The following is a 21,287-nucleotide window of genomic DNA, read 5'->3' as shown; positions in this document are numbered from 1 at the left end:
CAACAACTCTTACAACAACGATTTTTTTGCAACATCAGTCGCTTGAAACTAGGCGATTCCTGAGCCCTCTGCCTGTTTTATGAGCGCTATAAACTCTGACAATGCAATCAACCACTCTGCTTGTGACTTCGAATATGTATGATGCATAGACTTGGGAACGACCAGTCGTAATCCACTTGAGGCCATTTCACTTGTCTGACCTTCACTAATGGCTGCCTCGAGAGTCACCAAGTGTTTTTCACTTATTCTCTTGGCTTCACTAAGGACCTGACGCCAACGATCCTTACACGTCGTCTTAGCTCCCAACATAAAAAGTTTGTTCTCAGGATACTCTGGGTCTCGATACTCCGAAAACCCTGGAAATAAGAAGTCTGGCTTCTTACTATTTTCCGTGGAACAGCCCTTCGCACCTCCCCGCTCAAACCTAATTCCATGACTCTCAAATATATAAGACAGGTGTCTTTCAAATGCATGACCGACTCTTGACTTACGACGATTTTGAACACTCAAGGAGTAACTTACAAAATCGTCAACATCTTCTCCATCCTCGCCAAATCCTATGCGAAGCTTTTGCCGTACCAGATGCCGCTCATATATACGAAATAGCTTTTCCTCATGATCCATCCACTCAACAATTGCTTGGTCTGGAAAAACTATAGGATCAACAGGCGACTCTAAGGAGTTCCGAGCATATAGGGAGAAATCTGACGTTTTTGGAAAGCTTTCGCCGCCAAATGAAGTTATCAAGCGTTGCAACCAGACATCATCGCCTACTTCTACTTTTGTTACCTCGACACCCAAGCTTTCTAACATCAAGCGCAATGGCAGAAGCAACTCTACCGCATCCATTTCCCCACGAATGAATGTCTCTTTTACGTTATGCAAGCCGAATAAAATTTTTAGCTGACTTTCTATAGTGCTTCCCGCCGGAGCACACACCATTAAAAGCGTATCGTCTCGCATCTTTGCAACTAGAAAAAAATCACCAGCGGTAAACAAATCCGTTACGGAGTTAGAATTATAGTAAAGTCGAAATTCAGGCTTGCGCAACGGCTTTTTACGACGACAGTCGTACCAAGTAACCGTACTTTCACAGATATCTGGCGCTAAAGCCTCATCGGTAAAATACACTTGCTTAGCCTTATACCTAAATTCTTGATTTTTATCAGGAGCCCCCAAGTATTTCTTAAAGCCGGCCTTAACTAGCCCTCCAATCTCATGCTGATTGGAGGTATCTGGATCGGCATCAACAGGCTTCAAATATTTGGCTGCGACGCCTTCAAAATAGTCGCTGATACGATCATTGAACATTCGTTTTCATCTATTTGTGAATTTTCATTACCGTTTATCAGCCACTCCGCTATGAGGTCAATCACTAGCGCAAATTTTTCTTTACTCCGTGACCTGACCGCACACTCCCAAACGACCAAAACCCTCCATCCTCCCGCCAACAGGGAAGATTCTTGAGTTTTATCTCTCAGATGATTTTTCCGGATTTTCTCGCGCCAAAAGTCCGGCCGTGTCTGGGGTATTTTGAAATATCGGCAGGAATGTCCATGCCAGAAACAGCCGTGCACAAAAACCACCGCGCTGTATTTTGGTAACACCAGATCTGGCCTACCAGGGAGATTATTGACATGAATACGGTAACGAAAGCCACGCGCATGCAATGCTTTGCGGATCGAAACTTCTAGCTTGGTATTTTTGCCTTTAATCCCAGACATCATTCGGGAGCGTGTTGCGGCATCCACGATATCCACCAAGGCTCACCTCCCACGCAATCGATAGCTCAACCGTCTTGTATACCCTTGGCCTCCACATATTCAAGGTTCGGATGAGCTATCGGAACATTAAAAGAGGGATTCAATTCAACCTCTAGAGCATGCGCGCTTCAGCGCTTGGCGCGAAAACTCAAAAACTCACTCAGGAAGAGCAAACTCCAGTTGAGGCTGTTCCGTGTCGGCAGTTTTTTCTTTCGCGGCCAAAATCCGATCCTTCATCAAACGAGCCACAGCTTCAAAAACTGGCACCGCAACCGAATTTCCGAACTGACGATACGCTTGGGTATCAGAGACAGGAATCACAAATTTTCTTTCGCCTGGCTTGTCGAATCCCATGAGGCGCGAGCACTCATGGGGAGTCAGTCTGCGCGGACGATGAAGCTGATTTAGCTCGCCATTGAAGTCCAAGGTTTCCACAAACCCACGGTCAACCAGGATTTCCGAACCGTCTTTGTGATATCTCGCCGACAGGGTACGGGCCACGTCGTTTGGCCCGGTCAAACCAAAGCCAAAACCGTTGCCCTTCTCGCGATGCTTGGCAGCGTAGCGGTAGAGGTAATCCCAAAGCTTCGGGGTAAGGATGTATTTTTCATCCACATCCTTATCAAGCAGATCACCGAAGCTAGGTCGCTGCTTCGGTATGTGCTTGCTGATATCGCGCAGAGTGAATCCTTGGTGAACATTGAGATCACGGCGAAAGCCGACCAGCACGATTCGCTCACGATGCTGCGGCACAAAATGCTTGGCATCGATGACCTTGGGATCTGATCCCTTTGGCGCATTTACATCTGCAACCTCGTAGCCCAGTTCATCCAACGCTTCGCAGATGATCCGGAACGTATTGCCCTTGTCATGGCTTTTCAAGTTTTTTACGTTTTCAAGCAAGAATGCAGCCGGGCGTTTCGCGGCAATAATCCGCGCTACGTCGAAGAACAGAGTGCCTTGGGTCTCACATTCGAAACCGTGCTTACGCCCCAGAGAGTTCTTCTTGGAAACACCTGCAAGCGAGAACGGCTGGCATGGGAAACCTGCCAACAGGACGTCGTGATCAGGAATTTCGCGATCAATGTTCTTGTACGCTTCTTCGTCGCTGATTTCGGGCTTGTCCGAAAGCGTGACCGAGCGGATGTCGAGATTGAAGCGGTGACGAACCGGATCGCAGAAGTGGTTGGCCTTGTAGGTCTTGACCGCGTACTTGTTCCATTCGGATGTGAACAAGCACTCGCCACCGATGGCTTCAAACCCTTTCCTGATGCCGCCAATGCCGGCAAAGAGATCGATAAAGGTGAATGAAGGTTTGTGGTTCAAGCGCTTGGGTAGCAGATCCTTGAGACGAGTGAACTCAATATGGGAGAGCTTCGGCGAGGCCTTTCCCTTGATCCAGCGATTGATGGTTTCGCGGCACCAGTGGCTCGGGCTTACGTCGTTGAGAATTTCGGCCAGTTGCCCTTGGTCGTAGATCTCCAAGAGCTTGTGCAGCAGCGCCAGGTCAGTCACGGGATGAGTATCAGGCTCGTACGAACCCGAGGTTGTTTCGCTCAAGGATTCAAAAGACGGTGTTTCAAAAAGATTCATGAGCCCGAAATTCCTCTGGGTCAAAGCTGTGACGAATGGTCACCATTCTAGCCCGCAAAACTTCAAAGTAAATGAAATTTCCTGGATTCCGTGAGATGAGTCATGGCTACACGGATGTGGGAGCTGCGGGATTTGATGGCGATCAAACACTGGATATAAACACAGCATAATTTACTCCGCATCTTTGTCCAGGTTTCCTTTCGCCTCAGGACCAGTAGGAAAAGTCGCTGGTTGACGACCATCCCTGATGCCCCTACCCTCAGCTCCGAGCCTAAGAAACTCTAAAAACCAGAGCGGTTCTCCGCACCCGACAGTCATGCGGCTTTTTTTCGTCTGCGGTTTCTCTACGCCTGCGAAAATCCCGTTATGTCGGGAGTGGGCGAATACAAGACCCGAAAGGGGAATATGTCCGGCCCGTCTCTGGTGGGTTTCTTAGCTCCCGACACCCTAACGAATGCCCTAAGAAAGCAGCCAGAGGTAAATGGAAATGCCTAGATATCAAACCTTCATGATGAAGGTGAATCGCTGTACCCGACGTTCGAATCCCGTGCCTCTTGATCAGGAGGCATGCCATGTCTGAACCACTTCTTCCTACTCGTTTCACCCGAAACAAAACCCACCTGCACGCCCTTCTGGTTGAGAACCAAGCGTGGTTCTGTGTCCATGAGCTGGGCCGGTTGATGGGCAAACATCTTGATGAGCGCCAATTGCGTAAACTCGACGCTGATCAGCAGCAGATGATGCGCGTGGAGACCTATGGCGAAGCGGAGGACCACATGATGGTAAGTGAGTCCGGCGTGTATGCGCTGCTGATCTATCACTACTGTCCTGAGCATCGGCAGCTTCGTGAGTGGCTGACGCATCAGGTTGTGCCTGCTCTGCGTGATGCTCGTACGGCGCGATCGATTGAGCGTCCAACGTTGAGTGTTTTGAGCTGGCCGCAGATGTCGCTGAGTACGTTGCACTGGCAGGACGAGCCGTGGATTCGATTGCGGGATATGCCTTGTTTGTTGGCGGATGATCCGTTCAATCGGCAGGAATCCTGGTGGCGTAGGGCTTCGCGATTATTGCGTGGTTGCTGAGGGTTTCAAGATCCGCTGTTTGAGGTTCAAGCAGCGGATTTTTTGTGTCTCAAAATGGTTGGGGCTGCTCCGCCCCCAGCGGGTGCAAGCTACCTCGCCACAGGGTGACGCGTAGCCTGCAATGGCGGCGTGAGTATTGAATTCTGGTTGATGCCAAGAATCGCCAGCAGGCTGCCTCCCACAGATTCCGCATCATCCTGAAAACAATCAGTGCAACCCGCTCCACCTCCCGCTATTAATACCCCTCCCTCACTCAAGGATCCGAGCCCCACCATGAAATTCGATCTCGCCTACTGCCTCAGCCTCGACGACAAGTTGTCGATCTATGACGTTCGCGATCTCAATTTCGATGAGACGGTGGCGTTCGACTCGGCGAAGGAACACTTCCAGTGCCCCAACGATGCCTGTCGTTCAGCGTTCGAGGCTTCCAACGAATTGGGTACGTTCAACGCCAAGAATGTGAATTACGTGCGCACGCCGCACTTCAAGAATCTGCCCACTACGCAGCACGTCGCGGGTTGTCCGTATGTGAGTTTGAAGGCTTCAGCGTCTGGCGTTGAGACGGCGGATGGCGAGGTGGATGACGGGCGCGAGGAACACTTCCCATCAGAGTTGTTACTGACCCGGCGCGAGTATGTGCGCAAGCCTGTCGCGCCAGCGGGGGCGGCGGATGTGTTGCGCGATGATCCGGTGCGGGTGGCGGCGGAGAGTGGTAAAGAGTCGGCGGGGCGTGAGTCGGCGCCGGACAAGACCAGTGTGTTTGCGCATCCGGTGGAGTGTTTTGTTTCCAACTTCGCGGACAAGGAGTTGCTCAAGCGGATGCCGTTGAAGGTCGGTGAGCATACGGCGCCGTACAGTTCGTTCTTCAAAAAGATCGAGTATCTGACGGACAACAAGGGACTGATTTACTGGGGGCGGATCAAGAAGATCGAGGACTTCCACAGTGCCAGTTTTCGTATCGATTTCGAGGACAAGGTCTGGTTCAAGAAGCCCGAGGACAGTAAGAAGAAGCCGTACTCGGTCAGCGTTTATCTGAACAAGAAGCTGATCGACAACTACCGCAAGCGCAAGGCGTTTCTGGAGGAGATCAAGCACGCGGTGGATAGCGACAAGGCGTTGTTCTGTTTCTTCTATGGGGTGACGCCGGAGTTGAAGCAGGTGCCGGGCAAGAAGAACCCCGAAAAGCCTTTCGAGGTCTTCAATGCCAATATCGAGAACCTGGATCACTTCATTATTCGTGAAGCGCCGGGTCTGGAGTGACGGTTAGCCTTGGGGCAGTTGCAGATTGACGGCGCCGGGGTGTTGTTTGACGAGTGAGTACGGCAGGATCGACCAGTCGGGTCTATCGCAAGAGCGTTGCACGCGAGCGAAGTAGGCGCCGAGGTACAAGCCCTTCTCGGTGAAGTACCAAGGTGAAGTGCCCCAGATGCTCTCATCCTGGAAGTTGCAGTCGTCATCTCCCGTCGGTTTCTTCATTTCTGTGGGGTACAGGGCGGTGAATTGCTTGATTACCCAAGGTACCAACTCTTTGCTTACGTACTGATAGCGCGCGTTACTTTCGGCCTCGCTCAGCGGTTTGTCGCCCAGGCTGTCGCGCTCGGCATGCAAAATCGGCGTGCCCTTACCTACCCAAAAGACATCTTCGAGTGACAATGGGTGGCCGGTTTTTACATCGATGTTGAGAGGGGAATCGCCGAAGTCGGGATGCGCGCCGCCGCAGTAATAGCTGGTCGAGATGTTCAGGCTGACCACGGCTGGCGAGATCATTTTCGGTTCTGCCTGCTGCATGAACTCCACGTTTTCCCCGCCCTGTAATTGGCAGCCGTGATAGCTGATGACTTCATTCCAGAGGCGCCCGAGCAACTGCTGGTTAACCCGTTGCTGATCATCTTTCGATAATCCGGACTCCACGCTGAACAGCGAAATCTTTGTCTCAGGCTCCGTCCACCACTGCAGGTCATAGCCCATGAAGTTTTCTTTCTTCGCCGGTTTGAGCTTGAGTCCCTGCAGGCGCAAATACTCGTAAGGCTCGCCGTATGGCAGTGCGGCAATGAAAGGTAAAGTTGCTGAGGTGGGCGCGGGAAGTCTGGCCTCGGTGAGTTTCACCGGCAGCTTTTTGCCCTGCGGACTTTGCCATTCGCCCTGCCAGCCGCTGCCGGTTTCTTCCAGCTTTAAGGTCGGCAGCGGCTTGTCGTCACCGTAGCGGTTATTGCCTTCAACAAGGTTCAACGTGCTGTCTTGTAGCGAGCCGCTGAGGGCTAGGTCACGGTGATATTTCTCATAGAAATAGCGGCCGGTGACTTCGGCCTGCTGTGTGGTGTTGAGTTCAACAACAATCGCCGTCTTGCCCAATGTGCCGGTAAATACGCGCCGGCCATCTTCGGCATGGGCGGTGGAAATCAGTGTGAACAGCGCCGCGGTATATGGCGCCAGGCGCATCAGTCCCTTGAGCATGAATCAATCCTTGAAGGAGTCGGAGGTCGCGTCGGCACACAGGCGCCGGCGCTGAAAAATACGCTGCGGATTATGGCGGGGACGGTTTAACTATTCGAGTTTTCTTGCTCGTACTTTTTAAGCCAGGCTTCGTGCTCAAGGGCCGCAATTTCCCGAGCCATCTGTTGGCGACGTTCCTTGGCAGCATGAAGCTGGACGTCATCGAGAAAGCAGTAGTGACGCAGCCAGTGAAGCGCCATTTCCTCATCCGGAAAGTAGTAAGACTTGGCGCCCTTGCTGTTCCTGGGCGTGTCATTCATTTGCTCGTCAAAAACCATCGCAGTGATTTCATCCGGCGGCAAAGATCCCGTATGGGCGACCTTGTCCTGAAACATCCATGCAATCTCATCAATGTGTTTTTGCGCGCTGCGATGACTACGTCGATAGAACCGTTGATGCTCACAAGTCTGTTTCAGCCGCGCCAACATCAACTCTGGGTTAAGCCACTGCCCGAGGTCATGATGATGTGCGTTGATCACTATCCCCTTGACCCAACGATCCACGAATCGATCAACAAAGTCTTCTGTGTCAGCCTTTTTCGCATCAGCGAAAATCAGGCAATAGCGGGTTTGAACGTGAATGACCAGCAACACATGCTTGCGTTGTACCGTTATCGCGTGCACCAGCCACTGCTCATCAGCGCCGCTCGACTCATCATCTTCAATGATTGAGGAAGGCGGATTAGTGTCCACCGGCGTAATCTTTTTGCCTTTGTGAACACGGCTGAAAAACTTGCTGGCGGCTTCGGTGCAATTGAAGATCAACATTCTGATTCTCTGGAAAGTGCTGGGGAGAATGGTCAGTCATCATGAGCAATTTCATCGACCCACTCAATTTCATAATGCCGACGCTCAATATCAGAAAGTAACTTGCGCGCATCATCGCTCAAGATTGATAACTCCGCGTCAGTCAAAAGGTCATGCGAGACCATCAAGGTCAACTTCCATAGTGCGGAGGATCGAGTGAGGCCATCGAACATGCGGGCCATGTCGTGGTTCCGATCATTGATCAGTCCGTAGATCATGCCGTAGCGCGCATGCGCCGAAAGGGCTCCGTGCTGAGTGATGGTTCTGGTGTCGGCGATAACGCCTTGGCAAAACCGGTCGAGTGCGATTTTGCGCAGTTCCTTGAACTTCTTCCAGTCACTTTCAATGATCGACATGGTTTCTCTCCGCGCTTTTTTCTTGAGGCGTTCGAATTTTTCGTCTGGACTTCCAAAGATACAAAGCAGCCGTTCATTTCGTCCACATACTCAGCATCACCAAGACCAGCAAACCAATATAGACCCTGGCATGCACCCGATCCGGGATCCGCCCAATCCATGGCGCGGCCAAGCGTATCCCGATGAGTGAGCCAACCGTCAGCACCGCAAACGCGAGCAGATCCACATACCCGACAAACCACGTGCCCAGGTCAGCCTGACTGAACCCGGCCAGCGCCATGTACGTCAGCGTCCCGGCAACTGCCACCGGCAAACTCAACGGATTGGCCATGGACGTCGCTTGCGACATGCTCAGTCCACAGCGGCGCAACAGCGGCACGGTCATGACGCTGCCTCCTACACCGAGAAACGTCGCGATGGCGCCGATGCCTACACCACCTGCGGAAGTTTCCGTAGCGCCAAGTCGGCGTGGGATGACGTGTGGGTTCTGAGTGAGAAAGCCACGTCGCAGCAGGCAGTCGACGATGGTCACGCCGAGGTAGCCGATGAACGCATAGCGAATCACTTCGCCGCTGACCCACACCGCCGCTATTGCGCCAACGACCGCACCCACTCCGATGAACCCACCCAACGGCCACAGGTAATGGCGGATGAGATTGCCGGCGCGACGGTGTTTGTCGGTGGCGATCAGGGCGTTGACGATCATCACGCAGGTCGAGGTGGCGACGGCGATGTGCATTGCCGACTGGCTGATCGGGTCGTCGGCGCCGTGGCTGGCGGTGAGCAGGCGATACAGCAGCGGCACCACGACGAAGCCGCCGCCGAAGCCGAACAGGACGGCGGTGATGCCGGTCAGGCAGCCGAAGAGGGTCAGCAGTAAATAGAACATGACGAGGTTTCCGTGAAAGGAGAGCGATCGACGATAGAGCGGCATCGCTTGGCCTGCTTCAGCAAGTCAGCCAATAATGTTTGCGTTTACGCCAACCACCGGAAAACGCCTGATGCGCAATGTTTCGATCAATCTGCTGGATGACACGCCGCGCGCGGTGGTGGCGATCGGTACGGATTATTCCCACGGTCACTTGCTGCCTTTTCACACGCATCGTCGGGCGCAATTGTTGTACGGCGCGACCGGGGTGATGCAGGTCAGCACCCATGACGGCAACTGGGTGGTGCCGCCGCAGCGAGCGGTGTGGATTCCGCCGGGGGTGGCGCACGAGGTGCTGATGCTTGGGGTCAGCACGCGCAGCTTGTACATCGAGCCCGGTGCGGTGGATTTGGGGACGCGCTGTCAGGTGATCAGTGTGTCGCCGTTGATGCGGCATTTGCTGATGGAGGCCGTGGAGTTACCGCTGACCTATGACTTGGACGGACGCGATGGCGTGTTGATTGATCTGTTGCTGCACGAATTGACGCGCAGTGCGCCGCTGCCGTTGCACATTCCGCTGCCGCCTGACGGAAAACTCCTGTCTCTGTGTCAGAACTTTCTGCATCAGCCGTACGCCCACCAATCGCCACAGCAATGGGCCGACCAATTACACATAAGCTTGCGTACCTTCAACAGACTGTTTCGCCAACAAACCGGGCTGAGCTTCAGACAATGGCGGCAGCAGGCCTGCGTGGTCCTGGCGCTGGCACGTTTGGCTTCGGGCGAAGCGGTGACGCGCATCGCGCTGGACTTCGGTTATGAGAGCCCGGCGGCGTTCTCGACGATGTTCCGGCGGATCCTCGGGCAGGCACCGTCCGTCTGGTTGGAGGCGGCGAATTAGGGCAAATCAAAAAATGCGTTTGATCCCGGCCGAAAACAACTGTACAAAAACACAGTACATTTTCAATCAGCACTCTTGAGCCCGGAGCACACCATGGCCTCTCTTGCGATGAACCACATCCTCGAACGCATTGCCCTTTTCCAGTTCACCCCGACGCACTGCGTCCAGGCCCGAGCGATGCTGGGCTGGAGCGTGGAACAGCTATCGCGGGAGGCTGAGATTTCGGTTGAAGACATTCAACGCTTTGAAGCGCAGCAGGATGTAGCGGATACGGCGCGACTGGCGCTGGCTTACCGGTTCGAGGCGCAGGGGCTGGTGTTCTTTCCCGGGTTTGCGCCGGGGCGTAGTGCGAGTGTTCAGGGCGTGTCGTCGGAAGCGATGGGGCGTGGGGATTTTGCGATGGCTGATTGAAAAGGCAAGTTGATCTTTATTCCTAAATAGGTATATTTTCGCATGAGTGCAAGGAAGCCGCTCTTGTGGGTCTGCAGTAGCAAGAAAGATCTTAAGCAGATGCCCACAGACGTACAGGATGTTTTTGGTTATGCACTGGATTTGGCCCAGAGTGGTTTGAAGCATCCGGATGCAAAACCCCTGAAAGGGTTTGGAGGCGCAGGTGTACTGGAGCTGATCGAAAACTTCGACACCAACACCTACCGTGCCATCTATACGGTTCGTTTCGGCAGTGCCATTTATGTATTGCACTGCTTTCAAAAGAAGTCGACTACCGGAATCAAAACGGCTCAGTCCGACATTGATCTGATACGAAACCGTCTTCGAGCCGCTCAGGATCACGCGAAAGGATCAGAAAATGATAGAAATTGAAAAAGGTAGCGGGAACGTCTACCAAGACCTCGAACTGCCCAATTCCAGTGAAATGCAGGTTAAGTCGCAGCTCGCGGCGAAGATCGGCGAGATCATCAAGGCTCGCCATCTCACTCAGATTCAGGCGTCTGAAATCCTTGGATTATCCCAGCCAAAACTTTCCGAAATGCTGCGGGGAAAATTTCGAGGGATCAGTGAAGCCAAAATGATGGAATGTCTTTCACATCTTGGGCGAGACGTGCAGATCGTAGTGAAATCGGCCCCCCGATCACGGAAAGAAGGCCGAATTGAAGTGGTGTTTGCTTAACCTGAAACTTATTACGCGCTCTGCACCACCGCCTCACTCTCCCCTTCAACCGCCAACCACCACGCCTCCCCGCGTTGCGGTTGAGCGATATTGAACGCCTCCCCCATCTGCGGCGTGGTAATCGAAACACTGCGTTCCCACGCCAGTGCCAGAATCCGGTCGAACGGTTCGTGCCAGGCGTGCATCGCCAGGTCGAAGGTGCCGTTGTGGATCGGGAAGAGCCAGCGGCCCTTGAGGTCGATGTGCGCTTGCAAGGTTTCTTCCGGCTGCATGTGCACGTGTGGCCATTCGACGTTGTAGGCGCCGGTTTCCATCAGGGTCAGGTCGAACGGGCCGAACTGTTCGCCGATGCGCTTGAAGCCGTCGAAGTAGCCGCTGTCGCCGCTGAAGAAGATCCGCGTGTCGCCGTCGATCATCACCCAGGACGCCCACAGGGAGCTGTTGCCATCGAACAGGCCACGGCCGGAAAAATGCTGCGACGGTGTAGCAACGAAGCGGATGCCGGCAATCTCGGCGCCCTGCCACCAATCGTACTGGCGGACTTTGCTGGCATCGATGCCCCATTTGATCAGGGTGTCGCCGACGCCCAGTGGCGTGAGGAACAGGTTGGTCTTGGCGGCCAGTCTGAGCACGGCCTGGTAATCGAGGTGGTCGTAGTGGTTGTGCGACAGAATCACCGCTTCGATCGGCGGCAACTGGTCGATGCTGATCGGCGGCTGGTGGAAGCGTTTCGGCCCGGCCCACTGCACTGGTGATGCGCGCTCGGCGAAGACCGGGTCGGTGATGAAGAATTTGTCGCGCAGTTTCAGCAGCAAGGTCGAGTGACCGAGTCGATAGACACTGTGGTTGGGCGCCGCCAATAGCTCTTCCCGAGTCAACGCCTGCACCGGGATAGGCGCGGCGGGCCGGGTGTTGCGCGGTTTGTGGAAAATCATGTTCCACATGATCCGCAGCATTTTGCGCAGGCCTTCGCGTTGCACCGGCGCATGATTACGAAACAGGCCTTGAGCCTGTCGAGAGGCTTCAGGCGTGGATGTGTTATCCGGGATCAAAACTGGATTGGCCATGACTGAATGACTCCAGAAAAACCGCGCAATTCGCGGTTTCTCCACGGTTGGGACGATAAATGGCCAAAGCTGCACGCATAGGCCGAACTGTCTGTTTTTTAGGTTGCGAGGATTAACGCAACATTACACTGGGCGGTGTAGTTTCTAGGTTGCATCAAAGCGGATGACAAGTAAACTGCCAAGTGTAATTTCACCCTTTCACTGCCGAAGCGTACTTATGACAGCTCCACAACGCCTCACCGACCGTAAACGCGAAGCCATTATTCAGGCGGCGATTGCCGAATTCCGTGCCCACGGTTTCGAAGTCACCAGCATGGACAAGATTGCCGCCACCGCCGGTGTGTCGAAGCGTACGGTGTATAACCACTTCCCCAGCAAAGAAGAGCTGTTCGCCGAAATTCTCAACCAGTTGTGGGCACGAATCAGCGCAGAGCAATCCGTCGTCTATAACCGCGATCAGCCCTTGCGCGAGCAATTACGGCAGATGCTCCAGGCCAAAATGCAGTTGATGGCTGACGAGAATTTCCTGACCCTGGCCCGTGTGGCAATTGCCGCCACCATTCACTCGCCGGAGCGCGCGCAGAACATGGTCGAGCGCATGGGCAAGCGCGAGGAAGGTCTGACCGTGTGGATTCGCGCCGCGCAGGCTGACGGCCGACTGAAACCGGTCGATCCGGAATTCGCCGCACAGCAAGTACAAGGCTTGCTCAAGACCTTTGCTTTCTGGCCGCAGATGTCGATGGGCCGCGCCGCCCTCGATGTCGATATGCAGAACAGCGTCGCCGAATCGGCGTTGCAGATGTTTCTGGCCCACTATCAGCTCTAAATCGCCCCTCTCCTGCGCGAACCATCGACTAAATGGCTCGGAAGGACACTGATTATTCCCGTTGGAATAAATGACAATGTCCGACAATCGACCGACGAACGGTTAGCCTGAGAAAATACTGCAAAGTATTTCAGGATGAATTTCGCGCAGGGCATCATGGAAAACCAACGCGGCAAAGGCTTGTCATTCGCCAGACGTATTTATCTGCCCAGAGCCATCGGCTTGGGCGTGGGATTCTTCAGCGTCGCTGCGGCGTTGTATCCGCTGACCATGCCCGACTGGCTGTGGGCGCTGTTGTTGTTTAACGGTTTCGCCTGGCCGCACTTGGCTTACCAGATCTCCACGCGCTCGGCGTTCCCGTATCAGGCTGAACGCCGCAATTTGTTATACGACTCGATGTTCGGCGGTTTTTGGGCGGCGTGCTTTCAGTTCAACCCGCTGACCACCGTGACCATCCTGTCGATGATGACCATGAACAACGTTGCCGCCGGCGGCCAACGTCTGTTCGTGTTCGGCGCCCTCGCGCAAATCGCCGGTGTACTGCTGGGCTGGGCGATTTTCGGTGGCAAATTCAGCCTGACGATGACCCAAACGCAAGTCTGGGCCTGCCTGCCGATGCTCACCCTGTATCCGCTCGCGCTGGGCATGGTCTGTTATCACCTGGCGATCAAACTCTCCCAACACAAACGCGCACTAAGTGCCCTGAGCCGCACCGACAGCCTCACCGGCCTGCTCAATCACGGGGCCTGGAAAGACCTGCTGCACCTGAAATTTCAGCAATGCCGCCAACACAACACCCAAGCCACGCTGGCGTTGATCGACATCGACCGTTTCAAGGAGATCAACGACAGCTTCGGGCACATCGTCGGCGATGCGGTGCTGCGGCAATTGAGTCAGGAGCTCAAACGCCTGCTGGACCAGTACGAATTGGCCGGGCGCTACGGCGGTGACGAGTTCTGCGTGATCCTGCCGACACTGCCCCTGCACAAGGCCGAGGCCCTGATGGAGCAATTGCGCGAGGCATTGCAGCAGTACCGTCATCCGCAGGTGCCAGAGTTGCGAGTGGGCCTGAGTATCGGTTTGGCGCGCTATCAATACTTGTACAAGGATGCACTGGACTGGCTGGACGATGCCGACAAAGCGCTCTACATCGCTAAACACACGGGCCGCAACACCATCAGTGTGGCCTTGACCAGGACCGCGACAGACAACGCCGACGCCTAAAAAGTTATACAAAATTACAAATAATTACTTCCTTGTACAAGTTTATGAAGTTTTGTATAAGTAGCCATCTGCCAGCTAAGGAATACTGGTATTGAGCAGTCATTGCCGAATGCCGTCCGCGCATTCGGTCTGCCGGCGCGGAAATAGGGACTGAATCCTCGATCTTCCCCACTTCCTGAGTACTGCGAACATGTTCTTTAATCGCCACAAAGCCGTCGTCGACGATCTTCAGCGCACCCTCACCGAACAAACGGGCCTGCTCGATGCGATCAATCGCTCGATGGCGGTCATCGAGTTCGACCTCGATGGCGTGGTGCTGCGCGCCAACGACAACTTTCTCAAGACCATGGGTTACACCGCCGAACAAGCGATCGGCCAGCCCCATCGGCGTTTTTGCACGCCAGAATTCGGGCGCAGTGCTCAATACACTGATCTGTGGTCACGTCTGAAAAACGGCCAGTTTCAGTCCGGTACATTTGAACGGGTCGACGGCAAGGGCCAGCCGATCTGGCTGGAAGCCAGCTACAACCCGATCAAGGATGCTTCGGGACGGGTGGTGAAAGTGGTCAAGTACGCCATGGACGTGACCGCCAAGGTGCAGCAGGAAAGCGAAGCCAACGCCAAGTTGCAGGCGATCGACCGGGCAATGGCGGTCATCGAATTCAACCTCGACGGCAGTATTCTCACGGCCAATCAGAATTTTCTGACGCGCATGGGTTACACCCTCGCCGAACTGAAAGGCAAACATCACCGTTTGTTCTGCACGCCGGCACTGGTCAACAGCAGCGCCTATGAGGATTTCTGGCGGCGCTTGAATCAGGGCGAACTTTTCCAGGGGCAGTTCGAACGCGTGGATAAACGCGGGCAAACGGTGTGGCTGGAAGCCAACTACAACCCGGTCTACGACGCTGCCGGGCGCTTGTGCAAAGTGGTGAAGTTCGCCTCCGATGTCACCGCGCGCGTCGAGCAACACGAACAGGATGCACGCAGTGCCAGCGCGGCTTATCACATCTCGGTAGCGACGCGAAAAGTCGCCGAGCAAGGTACGCAGGTGATCCAGCAAGCCGCCAGCGAAATGCGCGAAATCGCCGAAGACATTGCCGAGTCTTCAACGCTGATTGCGCAACTGGGCGAACGCTCCGAGCAGATCACCGCCATCGTCAACACCATCCGCTCGATTGCCGACCAGACCAATCTGCTGGCGCTCAACGCTGCAATTGAAGCCGCCCGCGCCGGTGAACAGGGCCGCGGGTTTGCCGTGGTTGCGGACGAGGTGCGCCTGCTGGCGGGGCGTACCAGCGGCTCGACGGCGGAGATATCCACCATGATCGGTTTGATCCAGAGCGAAACCCGTCAGGCCATCAAGAGCATGGAAGGCACCCGGGGCCGTGCGGCTGAAGGCGTCGAATTGGCGAATCAGGCGGGGACGGTGATTCTACAGATTCGTGATGGTGCCAGTGAGGCGGTGGATGCGGTGAGCATGTTTGCCAATGAACGGGTGCCGGGGTAATCGATGCAGGGTCAGTAGACCGAGGCGCGACCTTCGCGAGCAAGCTCGCGAAGGGGCCGGCCGCCACAACGCAGGGCTTATAGTGACTACACGTCCCATGCCCTGCCGAGTGCACCATGACCACTGAAAAACCCGCATTGCCTGAAACAGCTCCCGTCGATCACCTGCGCTTCCACCGCCCCCACGCCCACCTCAACACCACCTTCGGCAACGACAAGTTTGCGCTGCGCGCCGAGGCATTCGCGCGGTTCTTCGGCACGCCGCTGTTTCTCGGTGCGCAAACCGTGATCGTCGCGGTGTGGATCGGCCTCAACGTGTCGGGCGTGACGCAATTCGACGTTTACCCGTTCATCCTGCTCAACCTCGCCTTCAGCCTCCAGGCCGCCTATGCCGCGCCGCTGATTCTGCTGGCACAAACCCGTCAGGCCGCCCGAGACAAGGCACAAGCCGATGCCGATGCGCTACACCGTGAAGCGCTGGCACAGGCCAATACCGAGCGGCAGGCCCAAGCGGCGAAGAACACCGCGCAACTGCTTGAGCTGCTGGAGCAGAACACCCGCCTCACCGAGATGACCAAAAACCTCACCGAACGCATCGCCAGTCTGACCAGCGAACTGCACGATCATATGCGCCAGAACCCGCAGCGCTGATCACGGCAAACGCAGTACCCGCCCGAGTTCATCGAACAACGTCACCACCGAGCGCAAGGCTCGGCAATCCGGGCGTGTCAGCAACCACAGCGCGGTGTCGTAACCGTGCAGCGGCTCGCTCATCGCCTGCACACCCTCGGTGATGAGGAAGTCCGGTAATGCCGCCACACCGAGGCCTGCGCGAACCAGTTCCGTGACTGACAACATGCTGTTGCAGCGATAGCCCGGGGTGACACCGGGTAGATGCTGACGACGCCAGGCGACAGTCGGATGATCGGGCAAAAAGTCATCCGGGGCGATCCAGGTCAACGCCGTCAGATCCGAAGCATCGACATTTTGCAGATAACGCAAACTGGCGCAGACGCGGTAGGAAATCGTCGCCAGTTGCCGTCCGACCAGATGCTCGGGCGGTGTCCGCGTCAGGCGCAGAGCAATGTCGGCATCACGGCGACTGAGGTTGGCGAAGTCGTTGGAGGTGCTCAGTTCGATGGTCAACGCCGGATAATTGGGCATGAACTGCGCCAGCGCCGGCAGCAGCAAACCCTGCAAAACCGAATCGGTGCAGGTCAGACGCACCGTGCCGCTGACCACTTCGCCGCCCTGCTCCACGCCGATACGTGCGGCTTCCAATGCCTGTTCGGCGCGTTCAGCTTGCTCGGCCAGCGTCTGCGCGAGGTTCGTCGGCAGGTAACCGGCACGGCTTTTTTCGAACAATTGCTGGCCGAGTGCGGCTTCGAGACGGCGCACGGCGCGGAATACCGTCGACACATCGACCTTCAACAGCTGCGAGGCGCGGGCCAGGGAGCCGCCACGCACCAAGGCCAGAATCAGGGCGAGGTCGGGGTAGTCGAGCTGATAGTGCGTGACTGCATTGATCACTTGGGCAAACGCCAATGTTGAGTGCGTGAACGCCAATCTATAGTGAGTGCCATCAATCAACAAGCGCAGGGAACCCCCATGGAAAACAGCGCCATCCGTATCGCCCTGATTGGCGATTACGACCCGCAAGTCACCGCCCACCAAGCCATTCCCGTCGCCCTCGGTCTGGTCGCCGAACACCTCAATCGCAACGTGCAATTCGAATGGCTGGCCACCGAGCAGATCCACGCCGATACGCCGCTCGAGCGGTTCGACGGCTTCTGGTGCGTACCGGCCAGCCCCTACAAAAGTGAAGACGGCGCACTGCGAGCGATCCGTTTTGCCCGCGAACAGCAGCGCCCTTTCCTCGGCACCTGCGGCGGTTTTCAGCATGCGGTGCTGGAGTTTTCCCGCAACGTGTTGGGCTGGGTGGATGCGGAACATGGTGAAACATCACCCGACTCAGAACGCGCGGTACTCACGCCGTTGACCTGTTCGCTGGTCGAAGCGGTGGACAGTATTCACTTGGTGCCAGGCTCGTTGATCGCCAAGGCGTACGAAACGTCTGAGATTCGTGAAGGTTATCGCTGCCGCTTCGGTGTTAATCCGCTGTTCGAACAGCAACTGTTGGGCGATCGGCTACAGGCGGTGGGGCATGATTCGTCAGGGGATTTACGCGCGATTGAACTCAAGGATCAGCGATTTTTTGTCGCGACGTTGTTTCAACCGGAGCGTGCCGCGCTCAAAGGGCAGATGCCACCGCTGGTGCGCGCGTTTGTTGAAGCTTGCATGGAGCCGCGTTGATGGCGTCCTGCTTTGCGGTGATTTTTACCTCGACCCGAACCGAGGGTGACAACGGCTATGCCGAGGCGGCTGAACGCATGGAATTGTTAGTGCGTGAACAGCCGGGATTTCTCGGGGTGGAGTCGGTTCGCGGCGTGGATGGCGTCGGGATTACGGTGTCGTATTGGCAGAGCGAAGCGGCGATTCTGGCGTGGCGACAGAACGCTGAGCATCGGCTGATTCAGGAGCGTGGGCGTTTGCAATGGTATTCGGCGTTTCATACGCGGGTGTGCCGGGTTGAGCGTGAGTATCGGTTCAGCCAGTAATTGCAGGGTCATACTTTCGGCCGCCTTCGCGAGCAGGCTCGCTCCCACAATGGATTTGTGATCGACGCAGATCCAATGTGGGAGCGAGCTTGCTCGCGAAGAGGCCCGCACTGTCACAGATAATCTCAGCCCCGAACCAGACTCCGCACCGCGACAATCTCCGGCACTTCAACCCTGCTCATATAAACGCGCAACGGCTCGGTAATGTTGATCCGCTCATCGATGTTCTGATCCAGCAACAACTGAATCAACTCGCGCTTAAGGGTCATGGTCTGCGCCGTCGCCGGTGCCCAGACGAATTCATTCACAGGAATAATGCCGTCATCCGCCACGTCCATGCCGAACGAATCTTCGCTGAAACGCACGATATATTGACCGGTCTTGCGGTTGAGGCCGACAAAACCCTTGAGATCGTCGGCAGCCTGGCAGATGAGTTGGGAGGTGATGCGCATGGTAAACCTCACGAAAAATGATCGATGGTTTACACGCAGGGCAACGGAGCGGCGCGCCCTCTGCCGGGACGTCTGCCGAGGGCAAGCGTACTGCAAACCGCGCCACAAAAGTGCAGGAAAAATCGCTTTTAATACGTTTATGTCGGTCCTGCGATAGCACGCAATCGATTCAGTTGTTAAAAGGTAGGTCTTTGAAAATGCCCTGCGAAAGGAACTCGAACATGCCCGCCACTTTCACCAAAAGCGCTCTGGTCCTGAGCCTGCTGCTCGGTCTTGGTCAGGCACACGCTGCCAGCCAAACCGACCCGAAAGCGATCGCTGCTGCCAACGGCATCCCGCACCCGGCCGTGATTGCTCACCGTGGCGCGTCCTTCGATGCACCGGAATCCACCGCAGCGTCCTACAAACTGGCCCGCGACCTCGGCGCCGATTACCTGGAAATGGACCTGCAGCGCAGCAAGGACGGCGTGCTGTTCGCCCTGCACGACAACAATCTGCAACGTACCACCGACGTCGCGACCAAGTTCCCGGATCGCAAGGACAGCCCGGCCAACGCCTTCACCATGGCCGAACTGAAAAGCCTCGACGCCGGCAGCTGGTACAACAAGGCCTACCCCGACCGCGCGCGCCCGACTTATGCCGGGCTGAAAATTCTCACCCTCGATGAAATCATCGACATCGCCCAGGCCAACCCGCAACACAAGCCGGGCCTGTACATCGAGACCAAAGAGCCGCAGCTGTTTCCCGGGATCGAGAAAGACCTCAAGGAAAAACTCCAGGATCGCGGCTGGCTGAGCCCGGCCGGTTCGAAGCTGGCGAAAAGCGCGCTGGGTGTGGGTCAGGGTAAAGGCAAGGTGATCCTGCAGACGTTCGAGAAGAACAGCCTTGCCCTGCTGGAAAAAGAAATGCCGCAAGTGCCGAAGATCCTCCTGCTGTGGGTCGGCGAAGGCAGCATCGAGCCGAAATCGAAAGTGACCTTTGCCGAGTCCGGCGAGAAAGACAAAAACGTTTTCTACGGCAAACAAGAGCCGAAGTCCGAAGCCGAATTCAAGCAATGGGTGGACTACGCCAAGTCGCAAGGTGCCATCGGTACCGGCCCGTCGGCGAAGTTGACCAAGGGCGGCGATCAGAGCTATTCGGATCTGGTGCAACCGTGGATGAACCAGTACACCCACGATCAGGGCATGCTGGTGCACGTCTACACCGTTGATGAGCCGGTGGACTTCGAGAAAGTCATGGCGGCCGGTGTCGACGGCATCTTCACCAACCGCGCCAGCGAATTGTTGAAGTTCTACAAACGCCCGGCGGCTGGCACGGTTGATCAGGTGTTGAAGAACAACGGTTTCTGATCTGAAATCCAGGCGCCTTCATCGCGGGCAAGCCACGCTCCCACAGGTTCTGTGCAGGTGCATGGCTTGCCCGTTTTGTTTGGGTGCAGGGTTTTAAGGGTGAGTTAAGTTGCGCTGGTTAACCTGAGGCCACTTAAACGAGTCACCCAAGGAATGAACCGATGAAAACTTTGACTGCCCTGTTTACCGCCGCTGCCCTGACCCTCTCTGCTGGCGTGGCCCTGGCTGATGTCCGCGTCGACCAGATCCCGCAACTGGTCAAGGAAGGCAAGATCAAGTCGCTGGAATCGATGAATGCCGAAGCGCTGAAACTGTATCCGGGTGCAACTATTACTGACACGGACCTGGATAACCACTTCAACGGTTATGAGTATGAAGTTGAATTGAAAACTGCTGATGGCAAAGAGTTCGATGTGGACTTTGATGCGACCACTGGCAAGGTGTTGAGCAACAAGCAAGACACTTGATTGAACGCACCACCAAAAGCCGCACGATTGAAAGATCGTGCGGCTTTTTTTGTGTTCGGCTTTTTTGATGTGTTGTCAGTGAAATTTTCTCCCCCTCACCCCAGCCCTCTCCCCCAAGGGGGCGAGGGGGGAAGGGAGCAGATCGGGGACTTTTCAATGCCTGAGTTCGACTCGCAATCTTGAAGCCGATCAGGAAAACAACAAGGACCTGAGTACGCCTCGAAATCTCAGGTCGGCGTAGCTCGCATAATCACCACGGTCAGTCCCCTCTCCCTCCGGGAGAGGGCTAGGGTGAGGGGAAAAGGCATCACACCGAGGTGCTGACCAACGAGCCCGAAGTGCTCGAGTCGGAGTCCTGCAACGCCTGCAACAATGAAGCTGTGGCGGTGGACAGGGAGGCCGAGGTGGCGGTGATCTGCGCTTGTGCGGCAGCTACTTCGGCGGTTTTGGCATCCGAACTTTCCTGCTTCGCCTGGGCCGCTTGCAGCGCTTGCTGCTCCTCCTGCAATTGCTTCTGCAACTCGGCAATCTGCTTGCGCAGTTCCTTCACCGAATCCGATTCTTCACTGCTGCTGGAGCTGCTGTCACCCGCCGGAGCGGCCCCATCACCGGCGGCGACTTTACCGCTATCGGCAGTCGCGCCCGTGCTGGCGGTTGCTGAGGTAGACGTGTCGTCACCAACGTCGCTAATCGACGTTTTGCTGGTGGGCGTGCTGAGGGTCTGATTGATCGAAACAGACGTGATGCTGACCATGGAAATACTCCAATGCCGGTTATAGATAAC

25 protein-coding genes and 1 pseudogene are annotated in these 21,287 nt (G+C 55.7%); 15 read left to right on the top strand and 11 right to left on the bottom strand.

What is annotated here, in order from left to right:
• Window positions 1-48: 48 nt before the first annotated feature.
• The 3 genes from AC0ZWN_RS10840 to dcm form a co-directional block, all read right to left on the bottom strand.
• Entirely contained in the window at window positions 49-1,311 is a 1,263-nt protein-coding gene (locus AC0ZWN_RS10840) for a type II restriction endonuclease (RefSeq protein WP_476335022.1), read from the bottom strand.
• Window positions 1,257-1,760, bottom strand: coding sequence for a very short patch repair endonuclease (locus AC0ZWN_RS10835; protein WP_476335021.1), 504 nt, complete (start codon window positions 1,758-1,760; stop codon window positions 1,257-1,259). The genes AC0ZWN_RS10840 and AC0ZWN_RS10835 overlap by 55 nt, the downstream gene beginning before the upstream one ends.
• Before the next feature lie 159 nt (window positions 1,761-1,919).
• Window positions 1,920-3,356, bottom strand: a complete 1,437-nt coding sequence (gene dcm / locus AC0ZWN_RS10830) for a DNA (cytosine-5-)-methyltransferase (RefSeq protein WP_476335020.1) — start codon at window positions 3,354-3,356, stop codon at window positions 1,920-1,922.
• A gap of 572 nt (window positions 3,357-3,928) precedes the next feature.
• On the opposite strand from dcm, the gene AC0ZWN_RS10825 reads away from it, so the two are divergent.
• Together AC0ZWN_RS10825 and AC0ZWN_RS10820 are read left to right on the top strand one after the other, a co-directional pair.
• On the top strand, window positions 3,929-4,438 hold the full coding sequence (locus AC0ZWN_RS10825; RefSeq protein WP_476335019.1) for a BRO-N domain-containing protein: 510 nt from the start codon (window positions 3,929-3,931) through the stop codon (window positions 4,436-4,438).
• A gap of 273 nt (window positions 4,439-4,711) precedes the next feature.
• The gene (locus tag AC0ZWN_RS10820; protein ID WP_116255039.1) at window positions 4,712-5,698 is read left to right on the top strand and encodes a hypothetical protein; all 987 of its coding nucleotides are present in this window, start codon (window positions 4,712-4,714) and stop codon (window positions 5,696-5,698) included.
• A 3-nt stretch (window positions 5,699-5,701) separates the two neighbouring features.
• Here the strand turns inward: AC0ZWN_RS10820 and AC0ZWN_RS10815 are convergent, their stop codons facing one another.
• From AC0ZWN_RS10815 to AC0ZWN_RS10800, 4 genes are all read right to left on the bottom strand, one after another.
• Window positions 5,702-6,892: a hypothetical protein gene (locus AC0ZWN_RS10815; RefSeq protein WP_476335017.1), complete on the bottom strand. Its 1,191-nt coding sequence runs from the start codon at window positions 6,890-6,892 to the stop codon at window positions 5,702-5,704.
• Between the two features lie 86 nt (window positions 6,893-6,978).
• Window positions 6,979-7,698, bottom strand: a complete 720-nt coding sequence (locus AC0ZWN_RS10810) for a DUF6933 domain-containing protein (protein ID WP_476335016.1) — start codon at window positions 7,696-7,698, stop codon at window positions 6,979-6,981.
• Window positions 7,699-7,730: 32 nt separating this feature from the next.
• Window positions 7,731-8,093: a hypothetical protein gene (locus tag AC0ZWN_RS10805; RefSeq protein ID WP_476335015.1), complete on the bottom strand. Its 363-nt coding sequence runs from the start codon at window positions 8,091-8,093 to the stop codon at window positions 7,731-7,733.
• 73 nt (window positions 8,094-8,166) lie between these two features.
• Window positions 8,167-8,982: a sulfite exporter TauE/SafE family protein gene (locus tag AC0ZWN_RS10800; protein WP_476335014.1), complete on the bottom strand. Its 816-nt coding sequence runs from the start codon at window positions 8,980-8,982 to the stop codon at window positions 8,167-8,169.
• 112 nt (window positions 8,983-9,094) lie between these two features.
• Between AC0ZWN_RS10800 and AC0ZWN_RS10795 the strand changes: the two genes are divergently transcribed.
• The 4 genes from AC0ZWN_RS10795 to AC0ZWN_RS10780 all read left to right on the top strand — a co-directional run bounded on the left by AC0ZWN_RS10795 (window position 9,095) and on the right by AC0ZWN_RS10780 (window position 10,991).
• Window positions 9,095-9,862: an AraC family transcriptional regulator gene (locus AC0ZWN_RS10795; protein WP_476335012.1), complete on the top strand. Its 768-nt coding sequence runs from the start codon at window positions 9,095-9,097 to the stop codon at window positions 9,860-9,862.
• 93 nt (window positions 9,863-9,955) lie between these two features.
• Window positions 9,956-10,273: a helix-turn-helix domain-containing protein gene (locus tag AC0ZWN_RS10790; protein WP_476335011.1), complete on the top strand. Its 318-nt coding sequence runs from the start codon at window positions 9,956-9,958 to the stop codon at window positions 10,271-10,273.
• 42 nt (window positions 10,274-10,315) lie between these two features.
• Window positions 10,316-10,684 (top strand): type II toxin-antitoxin system RelE/ParE family toxin, encoded by a 369-nt coding sequence (locus AC0ZWN_RS10785; protein ID WP_476335010.1) that lies wholly within the window; start codon window positions 10,316-10,318, stop codon window positions 10,682-10,684.
• A complete protein-coding gene (locus AC0ZWN_RS10780; RefSeq protein WP_476335009.1) occupies window positions 10,671-10,991 on the top strand; it encodes a helix-turn-helix domain-containing protein in 321 nt (106 codons plus the stop codon). Before AC0ZWN_RS10785 ends, AC0ZWN_RS10780 begins: the two co-directional genes overlap by 14 nt.
• Window positions 10,992-11,002: 11 nt before the next feature.
• Here the strand turns inward: AC0ZWN_RS10780 and AC0ZWN_RS10775 are convergent, their stop codons facing one another.
• The gene (locus tag AC0ZWN_RS10775) at window positions 11,003-12,058 is read right to left on the bottom strand and encodes an MBL fold metallo-hydrolase (RefSeq protein WP_116255044.1); all 1,056 of its coding nucleotides are present in this window, start codon (window positions 12,056-12,058) and stop codon (window positions 11,003-11,005) included.
• A 217-nt stretch (window positions 12,059-12,275) separates the two neighbouring features.
• Between AC0ZWN_RS10775 and AC0ZWN_RS10770 the strand changes: the two genes are divergently transcribed.
• From AC0ZWN_RS10770 to AC0ZWN_RS10750, 5 genes and pseudogenes are all read left to right on the top strand, one after another.
• Entirely contained in the window at window positions 12,276-12,884 is a 609-nt protein-coding gene (locus AC0ZWN_RS10770) for a TetR/AcrR family transcriptional regulator (RefSeq protein WP_476335008.1), read from the top strand.
• A 156-nt stretch (window positions 12,885-13,040) separates the two neighbouring features.
• Window positions 13,041-14,108, top strand: a complete 1,068-nt coding sequence (locus AC0ZWN_RS10765) for a diguanylate cyclase (RefSeq protein WP_476335039.1) — start codon at window positions 13,041-13,043, stop codon at window positions 14,106-14,108.
• Between the two features lie 190 nt (window positions 14,109-14,298).
• A pseudogene (locus tag AC0ZWN_RS10760) lies at window positions 14,299-15,072 on the top strand (PAS domain-containing protein); the annotation flags it as partial.
• A gap of 87 nt (window positions 15,073-15,159) precedes the next feature.
• On the top strand, window positions 15,160-15,618 hold the full coding sequence (locus AC0ZWN_RS10755; protein WP_476335038.1) for a methyl-accepting chemotaxis protein: 459 nt from the start codon (window positions 15,160-15,162) through the stop codon (window positions 15,616-15,618).
• Between the two features lie 116 nt (window positions 15,619-15,734).
• Window positions 15,735-16,268 (top strand): DUF1003 domain-containing protein, encoded by a 534-nt coding sequence (locus tag AC0ZWN_RS10750; protein ID WP_095048144.1) that lies wholly within the window; start codon window positions 15,735-15,737, stop codon window positions 16,266-16,268.
• On the opposite strand, the gene AC0ZWN_RS10745 is transcribed toward AC0ZWN_RS10750, so the two are convergent.
• Window positions 16,269-17,210: a LysR family transcriptional regulator gene (locus AC0ZWN_RS10745; RefSeq protein ID WP_476335006.1), complete on the bottom strand. Its 942-nt coding sequence runs from the start codon at window positions 17,208-17,210 to the stop codon at window positions 16,269-16,271.
• A gap of 15 nt (window positions 17,211-17,225) precedes the next feature.
• On the opposite strand from AC0ZWN_RS10745, the gene AC0ZWN_RS10740 reads away from it, so the two are divergent.
• A complete protein-coding gene (locus AC0ZWN_RS10740) occupies window positions 17,226-17,930 on the top strand; it encodes a CTP synthase C-terminal region-related (seleno)protein (RefSeq protein WP_476335005.1) in 705 nt (234 codons plus the stop codon).
• A complete protein-coding gene (locus AC0ZWN_RS10735) occupies window positions 17,930-18,235 on the top strand; it encodes an antibiotic biosynthesis monooxygenase family protein (protein WP_116255047.1) in 306 nt (101 codons plus the stop codon). The genes AC0ZWN_RS10740 and AC0ZWN_RS10735 overlap by 1 nt, the downstream gene beginning before the upstream one ends.
• A gap of 125 nt (window positions 18,236-18,360) precedes the next feature.
• Here the strand turns inward: AC0ZWN_RS10735 and AC0ZWN_RS10730 are convergent, their stop codons facing one another.
• Window positions 18,361-18,687 carry a DUF2025 family protein gene (locus tag AC0ZWN_RS10730; RefSeq protein WP_093430425.1) on the bottom strand — a complete coding sequence of 109 codons (327 nt, stop codon included), beginning with the start codon at window positions 18,685-18,687 and terminating at the stop codon, window positions 18,361-18,363.
• A gap of 221 nt (window positions 18,688-18,908) precedes the next feature.
• Between AC0ZWN_RS10730 and AC0ZWN_RS10725 the strand changes: the two genes are divergently transcribed.
• Window positions 18,909-20,036 carry a glycerophosphodiester phosphodiesterase gene (locus AC0ZWN_RS10725; RefSeq protein WP_460129893.1) on the top strand — a complete coding sequence of 376 codons (1,128 nt, stop codon included), beginning with the start codon at window positions 18,909-18,911 and terminating at the stop codon, window positions 20,034-20,036.
• 161 nt (window positions 20,037-20,197) lie between these two features.
• The gene (locus tag AC0ZWN_RS10720) at window positions 20,198-20,503 is read left to right on the top strand and encodes a PepSY domain-containing protein (RefSeq protein ID WP_476335004.1); all 306 of its coding nucleotides are present in this window, start codon (window positions 20,198-20,200) and stop codon (window positions 20,501-20,503) included.
• A gap of 307 nt (window positions 20,504-20,810) precedes the next feature.
• Here the strand turns inward: AC0ZWN_RS10720 and AC0ZWN_RS10715 are convergent, their stop codons facing one another.
• Window positions 20,811-21,257 carry a hypothetical protein gene (locus tag AC0ZWN_RS10715; RefSeq protein ID WP_476335003.1) on the bottom strand — a complete coding sequence of 149 codons (447 nt, stop codon included), beginning with the start codon at window positions 21,255-21,257 and terminating at the stop codon, window positions 20,811-20,813.
• Window positions 21,258-21,287 lie beyond the last annotated feature (30 nt).

It is taken from the genome of Pseudomonas sp. 3B-A001-10F (assembly GCF_056313565.1).
Note: the sequence above shows the minus strand (reverse complement) of the source record. Positions and strands in the feature narration are given on the sequence as shown.

What these genes read in the sequence shown, in the direction of transcription:
- AC0ZWN_RS10840 (WP_476335022.1), bottom strand. Translation starts at nt 1,311, where the DNA reads ATGTTCAATGATCGTATCAGCGACTATTTTGAAGGCGTCGCAGCCAAA.
- dcm (WP_476335020.1), bottom strand. Translation starts at nt 3,356, where the DNA reads ATGAATCTTTTTGAAACACCGTCTTTTGAATCCTTGAGCGAAACAACC.
- AC0ZWN_RS10825 (WP_476335019.1), top strand. Translation starts at nt 3,929, where the DNA reads ATGTCTGAACCACTTCTTCCTACTCGTTTCACCCGAAACAAAACCCAC.
- AC0ZWN_RS10820 (WP_116255039.1), top strand. Translation starts at nt 4,712, where the DNA reads ATGAAATTCGATCTCGCCTACTGCCTCAGCCTCGACGACAAGTTGTCG.
- AC0ZWN_RS10815 (WP_476335017.1), bottom strand. Translation starts at nt 6,892, where the DNA reads ATGCTCAAGGGACTGATGCGCCTGGCGCCATATACCGCGGCGCTGTTC.
- AC0ZWN_RS10810 (WP_476335016.1), bottom strand. Translation starts at nt 7,698, where the DNA reads ATGTTGATCTTCAATTGCACCGAAGCCGCCAGCAAGTTTTTCAGCCGT.
- AC0ZWN_RS10805 (WP_476335015.1), bottom strand. Translation starts at nt 8,093, where the DNA reads ATGTCGATCATTGAAAGTGACTGGAAGAAGTTCAAGGAACTGCGCAAA.
- AC0ZWN_RS10800 (WP_476335014.1), bottom strand. Translation starts at nt 8,982, where the DNA reads ATGTTCTATTTACTGCTGACCCTCTTCGGCTGCCTGACCGGCATCACC.
- AC0ZWN_RS10795 (WP_476335012.1), top strand. Translation starts at nt 9,095, where the DNA reads ATGCGCAATGTTTCGATCAATCTGCTGGATGACACGCCGCGCGCGGTG.
- AC0ZWN_RS10790 (WP_476335011.1), top strand. Translation starts at nt 9,956, where the DNA reads ATGGCCTCTCTTGCGATGAACCACATCCTCGAACGCATTGCCCTTTTC.
- AC0ZWN_RS10785 (WP_476335010.1), top strand. Translation starts at nt 10,316, where the DNA reads ATGAGTGCAAGGAAGCCGCTCTTGTGGGTCTGCAGTAGCAAGAAAGAT.
- AC0ZWN_RS10780 (WP_476335009.1), top strand. Translation starts at nt 10,671, where the DNA reads ATGATAGAAATTGAAAAAGGTAGCGGGAACGTCTACCAAGACCTCGAA.
- AC0ZWN_RS10775 (WP_116255044.1), bottom strand. Translation starts at nt 12,058, where the DNA reads ATGGCCAATCCAGTTTTGATCCCGGATAACACATCCACGCCTGAAGCC.
- AC0ZWN_RS10770 (WP_476335008.1), top strand. Translation starts at nt 12,276, where the DNA reads ATGACAGCTCCACAACGCCTCACCGACCGTAAACGCGAAGCCATTATT.
- AC0ZWN_RS10765 (WP_476335039.1), top strand. Translation starts at nt 13,041, where the DNA reads ATGGAAAACCAACGCGGCAAAGGCTTGTCATTCGCCAGACGTATTTAT.
- AC0ZWN_RS10750 (WP_095048144.1), top strand. Translation starts at nt 15,735, where the DNA reads ATGACCACTGAAAAACCCGCATTGCCTGAAACAGCTCCCGTCGATCAC.
- AC0ZWN_RS10740 (WP_476335005.1), top strand. Translation starts at nt 17,226, where the DNA reads ATGGAAAACAGCGCCATCCGTATCGCCCTGATTGGCGATTACGACCCG.
- AC0ZWN_RS10735 (WP_116255047.1), top strand. Translation starts at nt 17,930, where the DNA reads ATGGCGTCCTGCTTTGCGGTGATTTTTACCTCGACCCGAACCGAGGGT.
- AC0ZWN_RS10730 (WP_093430425.1), bottom strand. Translation starts at nt 18,687, where the DNA reads ATGCGCATCACCTCCCAACTCATCTGCCAGGCTGCCGACGATCTCAAG.
- AC0ZWN_RS10725 (WP_460129893.1), top strand. Translation starts at nt 18,909, where the DNA reads ATGCCCGCCACTTTCACCAAAAGCGCTCTGGTCCTGAGCCTGCTGCTC.
- AC0ZWN_RS10720 (WP_476335004.1), top strand. Translation starts at nt 20,198, where the DNA reads ATGAAAACTTTGACTGCCCTGTTTACCGCCGCTGCCCTGACCCTCTCT.
- AC0ZWN_RS10715 (WP_476335003.1), bottom strand. Translation starts at nt 21,257, where the DNA reads ATGGTCAGCATCACGTCTGTTTCGATCAATCAGACCCTCAGCACGCCC.